Source organism: Pedobacter sp. (assembly GCF_040513095.1).
Classification (GTDB): Bacteria; Bacteroidota; Bacteroidia; order Sphingobacteriales; family Sphingobacteriaceae; genus Pedobacter.
The window spans coordinates 1-13,180 of the sequence record NZ_JBEVDX010000159.1; the positions used below are offsets into that span (position 1 = coordinate 1).

A 13,180-nucleotide genomic window follows, 5' to 3' on the forward strand; every position below is an offset into this window, starting at 1 on the left:
CACGACTCGAAGCTATTTATATAGAACAGGAGCTTACCTTACAACCGGATTTTTGGGATGATCCCAAAAAGGCCGAAAAGCATTTGGCAGGAATGAATTCTAAAAAGGTATGGACAGATGCCTGGCAGAAAGTGAATGCCGAATTTGAAGATACACAGGTCTTGTTTGATTTCCTGCAATCAGGAGATGCAACAAAAGAAGAGATGGAAGAGCAGTTTGAAAAATGCCTGCACCTGATCGAAGACCTGGAGTTGAAAAATATGCTCAGCAGCAAGGAAGACCAGCTGAACGCGGTGATGCAGATCACTGCCGGTGCCGGTGGTACGGAAAGCTGCGACTGGGCAGCCATGCTGATGCGGATGTACATCATGTGGGGCGAGAAGAATGGTTACAAGGTGACGGAACAGGATTTCCAGGCGGGTGAGGTAACAGGGGTTAAATCTGTTACATTACAGTTTGCGGGAGACTTTTCTTACGGATACCTGAAGGGGGAAAACGGGGTACACCGGCTGGTGCGTATATCTCCTTTTGATTCCAATGCACGCCGTCATACATCTTTCGCTTCTGTATACGTTTATCCACTGGTGGACGATACGATTGAAATTGAGATAAAAGACGCGGATATTGAATTTGAGACCTTCCGTTCAGGCGGTGCCGGCGGACAGAATGTAAATAAGGTGGAGACTGCTGTGCGTTTGTACCACAAGCCTTCGGGCATTGTGATTAAAAACCAGGAATCAAGATCACAGCTGCAGAACAAGGAGAATGCATTGCGGTTATTGAAATCGCAATTGTATGAAGCCGAGATGCGCAAACGGATGGAAGCATCTGCTGCCGTTGAAGGTTCAAAAATGAAAATAGAATGGGGTTCCCAAATCAGGAACTATGTTTTGCATCCGTACAAGCTGGTGAAGGACCTGAGGACGAATTATGAGACCTCAAATGCACAGGCGGTACTGGACGGGGAGCTTAACGACTTTTTAAAGGCATATTTAATGGAATTCTAATGGGAAAATTTTGGCTGTTAAGTTTAGGACTTATGATTGGATTGCAGACACTGAAAGCACAGCAGGTTGTAGAGCTGTACCCGGGAGCGATACCCGGAGCAAAGGCTGCGCCTGCATCCTATAAGGAAATACAAACAGTAAAAGATGGTAAGGTGACAGGCCTTTCTAAGGTCTTTCACCCTACTATTACCATGTACGAGCCTGCTGCGGGCAAAGGCAGCGGCACAGCCGTAATTATTTGTCCTGGCGGTGGCTATCAGCACCTTGCTATCGGGCATGAGGGAGATGAAGTAGCGAGGAGGTTTACAGAGAATGGCATAACTGCCTTTGTATTGAAATACCGTCTTCCGGATGATACTACTATGGTGGATAAGTCCTTTGGTCCATTGCAGGATGCAGAACAGGCTATCTATCTGCTGCGCAAAAATGCAGCTAAATGGAAAATTGATCCTGCAAAAGTAGGAATCATGGGTTTCTCTGCCGGGGGACACCTTGCCTCTTCATTAACGGTACATTATAGGGACAGTAAAATAGAAAACAAAGAAAAGATAAGCCTGAGGCCAGATTTTGCAATACTGCTTTATCCGGTGATCAGTTTCACTGCACCAACTCATGCGGGATCTGTCAAAAGCCTGATTGGAGCTGACGGTACCCCGGAGCAGAAAGAGTATTTTTCCAATGAAAAACATGTAGATGCCCAGACGCCAATAACTTTTCTGGTTCACGCAAATAATGACAATGCTGTTCCTGTTGGAAACAGTATTTTATTCAACGAGGCACTTGTGAAAAACAAAGTTGCTGCGGAGATGCATCTCTATCAGGGCGGAGGCCACGGTTTTGGCCTGCATAACAAGACTACATCGGACGACTGGTTTGAGCGCCTGCAGAACTGGATGAAAGCTAATAAACTTTAAAGGTTGCTGTTCAGCAGGATCTCCTGTAATTCTTTCAGTTCTTCTACCTTCTCTGCCGAGCCGAGATTCTCATACGAGGAAATCAGGTTCCTGATGATTCTGCGGATGATCTCTACGTTACTGCATGGGGCATAAAAACCCGGAAGCGGCTGCAGGTTAAGCTGGCGCAGAAACTGATCCACATCGTGTTTGCCAAAGATTGCACCTTTATTAAAGGCGTTGATGTAAAACAATACCCCAAATTCATTGTCATCCCTTTTACTTTCATCAATATATCCCAGTATAAAATGCTGTGGCAGGTTTACGCCATAAACAGGTATATCCAACTTTTGCGCAATGGTAGAATAAATAATAGCCAGTGAGATCTGATTGCCTTTTTTTGTTTCCAGTACCTGATTGATATAGGAATTCTGAGGATCGTGGTGGTTTTTGGTATTGCCGCCGAAGCCGTTGATATTGTAAAAGATATGATTGATCAGTTTGATCTTTTCAACAGAACTCATTTCATACTGGAGGCCGGTCCATATTTCCCTTTTGATCTCCTCGATCTGGTTAATTATCTTTTGTTCGTCGAGATCAGGGTATTGATAGCGGTTAATTACCAGGGCTCCCTGTAAAAGATCGAATGCCCCGCTTTGATACCAGAGACTCAGATCTTCTTTTACGCTGTTAAACTGGATCTGGTGGACAAGATTTTCAATTCTTTCCTGCAATAGGGTGTCCAGGGATTTTTCCCATTCTGTTTCCAGGAAATGGATCACAGAATTCCCGTGTTCCAGCAGCCGGTCGCTGACATGCGAGAAAACTTCCGGATCGGGATCGTCCAGTAATTTTACCAATGCGCTTATTTCTGTACTATTTTCCATTAAATGCGAATTACAATGTTGTGTTTGCCTATTTTTGCTTTATGGTCTTACAATTTTTCAGCGATTATCTGAAGCATCGTTTAACTGCTAAAAGCAGGCATGGTACCCACTCACCTTTTGTATACAAACTGGTTGATGAGGTAATTTACGATTTTAACTCCAAAACCGATTATATTGGTATTGAGGCGCAGAGAAAAAAACTTTTAAATGACGATACCGTTATTACGGTGACTGATCTCGGCGCCGGCTCTCATTTGAATAAGAACCGTACCAAAAAAGTCAGAGAGATCGCGAAAAATGCCCTCAAGACCCCAAGACTGGCACAGCTGATCTACCGTCTGGCTAAAAACACCGGGCCCGAAACCATTCTGGAACTGGGAACATGTCTGGGTATAACTACTGCTTATCTCTCCAAAGCTGCTCCGGAAGCAGATATCGTAACTATTGAGGGCTGTCCTGAAACGGCAAAAAAGGCCTATAATAATTTTCAGGAGCTTGAACTGGAAAATATAGAACTGCAGGTAGGAAATTTTGATGAACTGCTGCCCAGGGTAATTGAGGAAACACCCAAACTGGATTTTGTTTACATTGACGGGAACCACCGGAAGGACGCTACGTTAAATTACTTTAAGTGGTGCCTGCCCAAGGTACATGAAGACTCGCTGCTGATCTTTGACGATATCTACTGGAGCAAAGGCATGAAAGAAGCCTGGGAAGAGATCAAAAGCCATCCTGATGTAAGGGTAACAATTGATCTGTTCTGGATCGGGCTGGTTTACTTTAAAAAGGGACAGGCTAAGGAGCACTTTAAGATTAAGTTTTAAAAGGCTTCTGCAAGACTCAGGTAAAAGCCTGATTGCCTGGCTTCATGCGGGCGTTTTTCCCCGATACCATAATCTGCCCTTACGCTCAGGCCTTTGGCCGGATCAAAGAAGTACCGCATTCCGCCACCTACTGATGGTTTAAATTGCTTCAGGGAGAAATCCCCATTCTGAAATACACGTCCGCCACCAGCGAAAACCACTACGCCAAAGCGGTTACTGAAACGGTAACGCAGTTCGGTTTGTGCGGCGATAAGATTTTCATCCCTGTACCGCCCGGCATAATAACCGCGCATAATGTCTTCATTGCCCATCTGGGGCAGTAAATAAAAGGGTGTATTGTTACCCTGAATGGTATAAAAGATCCCGTTTACAGCAAAAACAAGCTTTTTGGCAACCGGCCAGAAGTTTTTGAGCACCACGCGAATCTGGCTGCCACTAAAATCGTCCTTTCCAAAGATATCAGGAGCATACTGGTAAGTAACCCTGCCAAAGAAGCCCCTTGTGGGATAGTTATTTGAATTTCTTGTGTCGTATGTCTGTGATACGCCCAGGTAACCTACGCTCCCACCGGTTTTATCCAGAACGCGGGGGTCAGTATCTAAAATGCCCCCTGCATCTACGTCTCTGAAGGTATTTCTTTCAAAGGATATGGATACGCCGGTATAGGCGAAGGGAAAGATATTTTTTTCTACATCAAGGCCTGTCCTTATCTGGTGCTGTACAACCCTGTCTTTGTTGGCTGCCAGAGTTTGATTTCCGATGCCGAAGAAATCAAAAGGTGTACTGCGCAAACGCAGATCCCCAATAATATGGAAGTCGTTGCCTTTAGTCCAGATATCTCCTTTAAGGGTAACGTTATATTGTTTTTTGGTAGAAACGGATAGGATCGTTGCAAAGTTGGAACTCCTGTTCAGCGGGTCGGCTTTATCCAGATAGGTAGAATATAATGCGCCAACGCCAAATTCCATTCCTACTTCCTGAGAATATTTCAGAAAGGGGAGCGGCATAAAGCTGGCTTTACGGGTGGTGTCCATGTCTTCTGATAACATACGTTTGATCAGTTTCATTTGTCCGAAGCCGGACAGGGCAGAGAGCAGCAGGAGGTTACAGAATAAGAGTTTTTTCATTCGCTGTTTAACGCTTTATAATAGGTACGAATCCGCCAAATTAAACATTTGAAATGAATTATCTTTCTGAACAGTTAATATAGAGCCCCGGATACTACTGTTAAAATAACGTATAAGTACTGTACTTGGTTTTATCTATTTGATAACCTGCACCGACAAATGTTTTTAATATTATTTGCTACTTTTGCGGCTGATAAAAAAACAATATAAAATGAGCGTAACAAGAGGACCAATATCTAAATTCATGGAGGGGCATTACCTTCACTTCAATGCAGCGGCAATGATGGATGCAGCCAAGGGCTATGAAACACATCTGGATGAAGGCGGTAAAATGATGATCACCCTTGCCGGTGCAATGAGCACGGCAGAGCTGGGTATTTCACTGGCTGAGATGATCCGTCAGGATAAGGTTGCAATAATTTCATGTACAGGTGCCAACCTGGAAGAGGATATCATGAACCTTGTTGCCCATTCACATTATAAACGTGTGCCTAACTACCGTGACCTGAGTCCGCAGGACGAGTGGGACCTCCTGGAGAACCATTACAACCGCGTAACTGATACCTGTATTCCTGAAGAAGAAGCTTTCAGGCGTCTGCAGAAACACGTTCACAAAATCTGGAAAGATGCAGAAGATGCCGGGGAGCGTTATTTCCCGCATGAGTTTATGTATAAGATGCTGCTGAGCGGTGATCTTGAACAATATTACGAAATTGATCCTAAGAATTCATGGATGCTGGCAGCAGCGGAGAAAAACCTTCCGATTGTTGTACCGGGATGGGAAGATTCTACAATGGGAAATATTTTCGCATCATATGTGATGAAAGGCGAGCTTAAAGCTACGACCATGAAAGGTGGAATTGAATATATGGGCTACCTGGCGGACTGGTATATTGCCAACAGCGGCGGTAAGGGAATAGGTTTCTTCCAGATTGGTGGGGGTATTGCAGGCGATTTCCCGATCTGTGTGGTACCAATGTTATATCAGGATATGGAAATGGAAAATATTCCTTTCTGGAGTTACTTCTGCCAAATCTCTGACTCCACTACTTCATATGGTTCATACTCAGGAGCTGTGCCAAATGAGAAGATCACCTGGGGGAAACTTGACATCAATACGCCCAAATTTATCGTGGAGTCTGACGCGACAATAGTAGCTCCCCTGATTTTTGCATGGATATTAAAAATGTAATTATAACTTCCAAATTTTCCTAAAAAAAAGAGGGGATCAGAAAATCAGCAAAATTGAAAAAATGCTGATTTTCTTCGTTTAAAGCATAAAAAAGGCAATGTTTAGAATGATTATAAATTGTATTTACTGTCATTTCTTTGTCATTGGTAAATTAATAAATTTTACTTTTGTGGACGCTTTGACGGAGAACAGAAGTTTAAACATCAATTGCGGTTGTTACAGTTTTTTAAAATAAAGCATAAAATACTCATTATGAGGAATATCTCATTGATCATTAGAAGAGTTTGGAAGTCGGCATTCATGGTTACGGCTCTATCTGTTTTAATCGTTTCAGGTACACAAGCACAAGACGCAGCAGCGGGAAGAACGATCTTCAAAGAAAAATGTACGTCATGCCATGCTCTGGACCGCGATTTAATCGGTCCTGCACTGCAGACAGCCATTCCATTGAAGAGCGAAGCCTTTTTGATTAAATGGATTAACAATGCTCCGGCATTTATCGCATCAGGTGATAAAGAAGCAGTGGCAGAGTCTAAGTGGAATCCTAATGCAGAGATGACTGCATTCCCGACATTAACTCCGGTTGATATCAAAAACATCCTTGCATACATTAAAGCAGGTGAGCCGAAAAAAGCAGGTGATGCTGCCGGAGCCGGAGCTGGTGCTTCAGAAGAAGTATCTGATTTCTCTCTTGCAGGCGTTGTTGCAATTATCCTGATCTCAATCGCTGTATTGGTGATCTTAGGCCGCGCAATTAAAATGCTCGAACGTCTGATCCTTCAGAAACAGGGTGTGGTATTAGTAGAAGAGGAAAGTGTTTCAATGGCTGCCGGTATCAACAGGTTGTTCAAGAACAAAAAATTCGTTTTCTTCTTTATCCTTTGTTTAGTGATCAGTTTAGGTTCATGGGGATGGATGGGTATGTGGAATACTGGTGTCAACACTGGTTACCAGCCAACTCAGCCAATTAAATTCTCGCACGAACTGCACGCTGGTGTAAACCAGATCGATTGTCAGTACTGTCACGCTGGCGCATTCGAATCCAGAAATGCAACTATCCCATCGCTTAACGTTTGTATGAACTGTCACAAAGCTGTTCAGGCAAGAGACAGCCACGATGGTAATATTTCTCCTGAAATTCAGAAGATCTACAATGCACTGGGTTACGATGCGGATAAAATGACTTACGACAAGTCTAAAGAAAAACCAATTGAATGGGTTCAGGTACACAACCTTCCGGACTTCGCTTACTTTAACCACTCACAACACGTTGTTGTAGCTGAAGAAGCTATCCGTAAGGAAAAAGGTCTGAAACCAAACGAGCCGGTATGTTTTGCCTGTCACGGACCAGTGAATACTATGGCAGAGATCTATCAGTATTCTCCTCTGACCATGAAATGGTGTATAAACTGTCACAGAGACACAAAGTTAGAGGTGAAAGACAACGCTTTCTATACAAAAATTATTGCTGCGCATGAGAAAATCAAAAAAGGTGAGAAATTGACACCTGCGGCTTTAGGCGGAATAGAGTGTGGCAAATGTCACTATTAATAGTAGAGTTTAATAAAAAGAACGTTCGATAAACAGTAATATAGCTTAAATGGAAAGCAATAAAAAATACTGGAAAGGCTTAGAGGAATTTAACAAGACCTCCGATTTTGTTGAAAGTAACAAAAACGAATTCGCAGAGCCGCTTCCAATAGAAGATGTTTTAAATGAAGCAGGGTTAAGTACAGTAACCCCGCGCCGTGACTTTTTAAAAGCCTTAGGCTTTGGTCTTGGTGCGGTTTCACTGGCAGCTTGCCAGCCTGCTCCGATACACAAATCAGTACCTTACCTGATCAAACCAGAAGAAGTAATCCCGGGCGTTCCGAATTACTATGTATCCAGTTTCAAAGGGCAGAGTATATTGGTTAAAACCAGAGAAGGCCGTCCTATTAAGATTGAACCGAATCCTAATGCAGGTGAGTTTAACAATGGTACAGATGCAATTGCACAAGCTTCAGTTTTAGATTTATATGATGTTTCAAAACTTAAAACTCCGGTTTTAAAGAATGAGGAAGCCACATGGTCTAAAGTAGATGCGTTTGTAAGTGCCGAACTGGCAAAAGCTAAAGCTTCGGGTAAGAAAATCCGTATCGTTTCTTCATCTGTATACAGTCCTTCTACACTTGCGGTAGTGGCCGACTTTATTGCTGCCTATCCAACAACTAAACATGTTCAGTATGACGCTGTATCTTATACAGGTATCATCAAAGCGAACGAGAATAGTTTCGGAAAAGCTGTTGTTCCAAAATATAACTTTAACAGGGCAGACCTGATTGTAAGTTTTGGAGCTGACTTCCTGGGAACATGGATTAGCGGAGAAGAATTTACTTCTCAGTACATGACTAACAGGAACCACAAATCTTTGGCAAAAGGTAAAATGTCACGTCATTTCCAGTTTGAAGCTGGAATGAGTATGACAGGTACGAATGCCGATACACGTGTACCAATTAAATTATCAGAGCAGGGTGCTGCACTGATAACCTTATATAATGCGATTACTGGTGCAAATCTCGCAGGTGGTGCTTTGCCAAACAATGTTACTGCTGAAAAAGCATTAAAACTGGCTGGTAAAGAATTATTGCAGCAGAAGGGTAAAGCGCTTGTTGTTTGCGGATCAAATGATGTTTCTACGCAAATTCTTGTAAACGCTATCAACTCTGCCATCGGAAGTTACGGTACAACTATTGACCTTGATAACCCGATTAAACGTTACGCAGGAAATGATGCTGAGTTTGCAGAACTGCAAAACGAAATGAACAGAGGTGAAGTAGCAGCTGTTTTATTCCTTGATTCCAATCCTGCATATGACGTATCCAACTCAAAAGCATTTACAGATGGCTTGAGTAAAGTGCCCTTAAAAATTTCCTTCTCAGACCGTAAGGATGAAACTTCTGTTCTTTGTGATGTTATCGCGACTGGTCAGAACTACCTTGAAAGCTGGGGAGACGCAAATTCTTATGAAGGTACCTACTCGATTGTTCAGCCAACGATCAATCCTGTCTTCGACTCACGTCAGGCAGAACAAAGTTTACTGATCTGGTCTAACGCCCCGGTTAAAGAATATTTCCAGTACGTACGTAACAACTGGGAGAAAAATATCTTACCTGGTATTGGTAAAACGTGGAACGAATTGTTACAAACTGGTGTTTTCTCGGCCCCGGCCAGACCAGCAGGAACATATACCTTCAGTTTATCACTGGCAGCAGTAGCGCCTTCAGTTCTTAGTGCAGGTAAAGCTCTTGCCAAAGATATCGAACTTCATGTTTATGAAAGTGCTGCAATGCGTGATGGTAAACATGCAAACAATGCCTTCCTTCAGGAATTACCTGATCCGGTATCAAAGGTAACATGGGATAACTATGTTGCCCTGGCACCTAAATTCGCTGAAGAAAAAGGCCTTGCAGAATTTGATCTTGTTGAGGTTAAAGGAAGCAATGGTTACGCTATCATTCTGCCGGTTCTGATTCAACCAGGACAGGCAAGAGGAACTGCTTCTATCGCTTTAGGATACGGACGTACCAAAGTAGGTAAGGCTGGTGACAACGTTGGTAAAAATGCGTTTCCTTTCCTGAGCTTCAGCAATGGAACATTACAATATGCAACTACGGTAACGATCAGCAAAACTGGTGGTACTTACCAGCTTGCACAGACCCAGACTCACCATTCGTTCGAAGGCAGAAATATTATTCGTGAAGCAACCTTTGCTGAATACAAGAAAAACGCTGCTGCAGGAACTGGTAAAAAAGAAGAAGGACATAAATCTTACGATCTTTGGGATAAATACGAAAAACCTGGAAACAACTGGGTAATGGCAATCGATCTGAACGCCTGTACAGGTTGTGGTTCTTGTATCGTTGCCTGTAACGTAGAAAATAATATTCCTGTAGTAGGCCGTGATGAGGTTCGCAGACGCAGAGAGATGCATTGGATCCGTATCGACCGTTACTACAGCTATGAAGAAGGTGATAAGAGCGTATCTGAAGAAAAAGAGATCGCCCATATGGAGAACCTTGATAATGTGACTGTTGTTCACCAGCCGATGTTATGTCAGCACTGTGATCACGCTCCTTGTGAAACTGTTTGTCCGGTACTGGCTACCACTCACTCTTCAGACGGATTAAACATGATGGCTTATAACCGTTGTGTTGGTACACGTTACTGCGCAAATAACTGCCCGTACAAAGTTCGTCGTTTCAACTGGTTCAACTACTGGAATGATTCACGTTTTGATAACTACCTGAACAACGAGTTTACCCAACTGGTGCTTAACCCTGATGTTACTGCCCGTTCAAGAGGGGTAATGGAGAAATGCTCTATGTGTATCCAACGTATCCAGGCTGGTAAATTGCAGGCTAAAATTGAAAAACGTCCGTTAAAAGACGGTGATATCAAAATGGCATGTCAGCAAGCTTGTTCAGCAAATGCAATTGTATTTGGTGATGCAAATGATCCGGAATCAGAAGTTTCGAAAGCATTGAGAAGCGAGCGTATCTACTATGTTCTTGAAGAGATAAACACTCAGCCAGGTATAGGTTACATGACTAAAATTAGAAACACAGATTCACCAACAACAATAGCGTAAGCTGATATTAAAGAAAATACATTATGTCAGGACATAAGGAATCAATATTAAGAGAACCACTGATCACCGGAAGGGATATCACGTATGCAAAAATTACGAATGATATTTTGGACCCGGTTGAGAACAAGCCCAACAAGGCGTGGTGGATAGGATTTATCTTTGCCGTTTGCGGCGCACTGCTATGGGTAGTCTCAGTAAGTTATACTTTCTGGAACGGGATTGGATCCTGGGGTCTGAACAAGACTGTAGGATGGGCATGGGATATCACCGGCTTCGTATGGTGGGTAGGTATCGGTCACGCAGGAACATTGATTTCTGCAGTATTGCTGCTCTTCCGTCAGAACTGGAGAAACTCAATTAACAGGTCGGCAGAGGCCATGACTATCTTTGCCGTAATCTGTGCCGCTACATACATTATCGCTCACATGGGCCGTCCATGGTTGGCATATTGGGTATTCCCATTGCCAAACCAGTTCGGATCACTTTGGGTAAACTTTAACTCACCACTGGTGTGGGATACATTTGCAATCTCGACGTACTTCTCTGTATCATTATTATTCTGGTACACAGGTTTACTTCCTGATATCGCTACTATCCGTGACCGTGCTACCGGCTTACGCCGCAAGATCTATTCGATCTTCTCTTTCGGATGGAGCGGTAACGTAAAAACATGGCAGCGTTTTGAGACTGTGTCTCTGATCCTTGCAGGTATTTCAACTCCCCTGGTACTTTCAGTACACACGATTGTATCAATGGACTTTGCGACATCTGTAATACCAGGATGGCATACAACGATCTTCCCTCCATACTTTGTGGCTGGTGCGATTTTCTCAGGATTCGCGATGGTATTGACACTATTACTTGTTGCCCGTAAGGTGCTGGGTCTTGAGGACTATATCACCATGTTCCACATTGAATCGATGAATAAGATTATCATCCTTACAGGATCTATTGTGGGTGTGGCTTATATAACTGAGTTCTTTATCGCCTGGTATTCAGGTTCGGAATATGAAGCATACGCATTCGTCAACCGTTCAACCGGTCCTTACTGGTGGGCATACTGGATGATGATGACCTGTAACGTAATTTCACCGCAGTTGCTTTGGTTCAAAAAGATCCGTCTGAGCATTCCTGCTACCTGGATTCTTTCGATTGTAGTAAACGTAGGTATGTGGTTTGAGCGTTTTGTAATTATCGTGACTTCACTTCACCGTGATTACCTTCCGTCAAGCTGGGCAATGTTCTATCCAACCTGGGTAGATGCAGGCGTGTTTGTTGGTTCAATCGGGGTATTCTTTACATTATTCCTGTTGTTCCTGAGGGTTCTTCCTTCAATCGCGATTGCGGAGGTTAAGCTGTTGCTTAAATCTTCAAGCGAGCAGGCCAAGCTGGTTCAGATCAAAGAAGGTCACCTTGACAAGGCTCACGTTAAAGAATACGTAGAGTCGTTAGAGAAATTCGATAGTGTTAAACATGAAGATTACGCAAAAATATAACAATGAGTAATATCAAATATATTTTAGGCAGTTTTGGCGATCCGGACGAAATGATGCATGGCATCGAAAAGTTGCAGGAAAACAACATTAAGATACACGATGTGTATACGCCTATGCCAATTCACGGCATTGAAGCCAAATTAGGAGTTAAAAGGTCCAGACTGGATATCCTCGCTTTTTTCTGCGGGATCACAGGAACAGTGTCAGCATTTGCGCTGATCTACCTTACATCCGTTGTAGACTGGAGAAACAACATAGGTGGTAAACCTGCCTTCGCATTGCCGGATTTTATTCCGATTATGTTTGAGCTGACCATTTTGTTTACTGCATTTGGATTGGTATTATCTTATTATGCCTCAACCCATCTTTTCCCAGGAAGAGCGCCAAGGGTGATGGATTTAAGAGCTACTGATGATAGATTTATTATCGCTGTTGACGCACAGATAAATGCTGAACACAGTAAAATTGATGAATTATTAAAAGACGCTGGTGCTATAGAAGTTAAGCACAATGAAAGGAAGTATGTTAGCTATGAATAAGAATAAAATAGTTCTGGCCTCTTGTGTTGTTCTTAGCGTTATTGCATCGCTTTCAGCATGCAGGGACAAAGAGAGCAGAGGTTTAGAGTATGCAAGGAATATGTATGACAATGTTGCTTATAAGCCAAACAAGGCGAATAAGAACTTTGCAGACGGACTGACCAATCAGACTCCTCCTCCAAATACAGATCCGATTGGATTTGTGAAATATGAGTATGCAAATACTAAAGAAGGATACGAAGCAGCTGGTGTAAACCTTAAAAACCCATTGGCTAAATCTCCGCAGAACCTGTTGTCAGGTAAACATTACTTCACTGTGTTCTGCAGCCCTTGTCACGGTGATCAGGGTGATGGTAAAGGCCACCTGGTTCAGATTGAAAAATTCCAGGGTGTTCCGTCTTACCATGGTGATGCAGCATCCTCACGTGGTGGTATGATGAAAGACCTGTCTGAAGGAAAGATCTACCATACTATCATGTACGGTTTAAATAACATGGGTTCACATGCTTCACAACTTACACCTGATCAAAGATGGAAAGTGGTGATGTATGTTCAACAATTACAACAAATACAATAGAAAACAGA

11 protein-coding genes are annotated in these 13,180 nt (G+C 43.0%); 9 read left to right on the forward strand and 2 right to left on the reverse strand.

The annotated features are described in order from the left end of the window. Together prfB and ABWY16_RS17655 are read left to right on the forward strand one after the other, a co-directional pair. On the forward strand, positions 1 to 1,007 hold a 1,007-nt coding region (gene prfB, locus ABWY16_RS17650), incomplete at its 5' end, for a peptide chain release factor 2 (RefSeq protein ID WP_353905982.1). Beyond that, complete coding sequence (locus tag ABWY16_RS17655; RefSeq protein ID WP_353905983.1) at positions 1,007 to 1,921, forward strand: alpha/beta hydrolase; 915 nt, start codon at positions 1,007 to 1,009, stop codon at positions 1,919 to 1,921. The genes prfB and ABWY16_RS17655, both read left to right, overlap by 1 nt. Here ABWY16_RS17655 and ABWY16_RS17660 read toward each other — a convergent pair. Next, on the reverse strand, positions 1,918 to 2,787 hold the full coding sequence (locus ABWY16_RS17660) for a transglutaminase-like domain-containing protein (RefSeq protein ID WP_353905984.1): 870 nt from the start codon (positions 2,785 to 2,787) through the stop codon (positions 1,918 to 1,920). The genes ABWY16_RS17655 and ABWY16_RS17660 overlap by 4 nt on opposite strands. A gap of 41 nt (positions 2,788 to 2,828) precedes the next feature. Here ABWY16_RS17660 and ABWY16_RS17665 point away from each other — a divergent pair, with 41 nt between their 5' ends. Further along, a complete protein-coding gene (locus ABWY16_RS17665) occupies positions 2,829 to 3,611 on the forward strand; it encodes an O-methyltransferase (RefSeq protein WP_353905985.1) in 783 nt (260 codons plus the stop codon). Here ABWY16_RS17665 and ABWY16_RS17670 read toward each other — a convergent pair. Next, positions 3,608 to 4,738 (reverse strand): BamA/TamA family outer membrane protein, encoded by a 1,131-nt coding sequence (locus ABWY16_RS17670; protein ID WP_353905986.1) that lies wholly within the window; start codon positions 4,736 to 4,738, stop codon positions 3,608 to 3,610. The two genes, ABWY16_RS17665 and ABWY16_RS17670, sit on opposite strands and share 4 nt — an antisense overlap. Positions 4,739 to 4,949: 211 nt before the next feature. Here ABWY16_RS17670 and ABWY16_RS17675 point away from each other — a divergent pair, with 211 nt between their 5' ends. From ABWY16_RS17675 to ABWY16_RS17700, 6 genes are all read left to right on the forward strand, one after another. Continuing rightward, positions 4,950 to 5,930 (forward strand): deoxyhypusine synthase family protein, encoded by a 981-nt coding sequence (locus tag ABWY16_RS17675; protein ID WP_353905987.1) that lies wholly within the window; start codon positions 4,950 to 4,952, stop codon positions 5,928 to 5,930. Positions 5,931 to 6,182: 252 nt separating this feature from the next. Continuing rightward, the gene (locus ABWY16_RS17680) at positions 6,183 to 7,481 is read left to right on the forward strand and encodes a c-type cytochrome (RefSeq protein ID WP_353905988.1); all 1,299 of its coding nucleotides are present in this window, start codon (positions 6,183 to 6,185) and stop codon (positions 7,479 to 7,481) included. A 49-nt stretch (positions 7,482 to 7,530) separates the two neighbouring features. Further along, positions 7,531 to 10,560: a TAT-variant-translocated molybdopterin oxidoreductase gene (locus ABWY16_RS17685; RefSeq protein WP_353905989.1), complete on the forward strand. Its 3,030-nt coding sequence runs from the start codon at positions 7,531 to 7,533 to the stop codon at positions 10,558 to 10,560. 23 nt (positions 10,561 to 10,583) lie between these two features. Further along, positions 10,584 to 12,056 (forward strand): NrfD/PsrC family molybdoenzyme membrane anchor subunit, encoded by a 1,473-nt coding sequence (gene nrfD / locus ABWY16_RS17690; RefSeq protein WP_353905990.1) that lies wholly within the window; start codon positions 10,584 to 10,586, stop codon positions 12,054 to 12,056. 2 nt (positions 12,057 to 12,058) lie between these two features. Then, on the forward strand, positions 12,059 to 12,595 hold the full coding sequence (locus ABWY16_RS17695; RefSeq protein WP_353905991.1) for a DUF3341 domain-containing protein: 537 nt from the start codon (positions 12,059 to 12,061) through the stop codon (positions 12,593 to 12,595). Continuing rightward, complete coding sequence (locus ABWY16_RS17700) at positions 12,588 to 13,172, forward strand: c-type cytochrome (RefSeq protein ID WP_353905992.1); 585 nt, start codon at positions 12,588 to 12,590, stop codon at positions 13,170 to 13,172. Before ABWY16_RS17695 ends, ABWY16_RS17700 begins: the two co-directional genes overlap by 8 nt. Positions 13,173 to 13,180 lie beyond the last annotated feature (8 nt).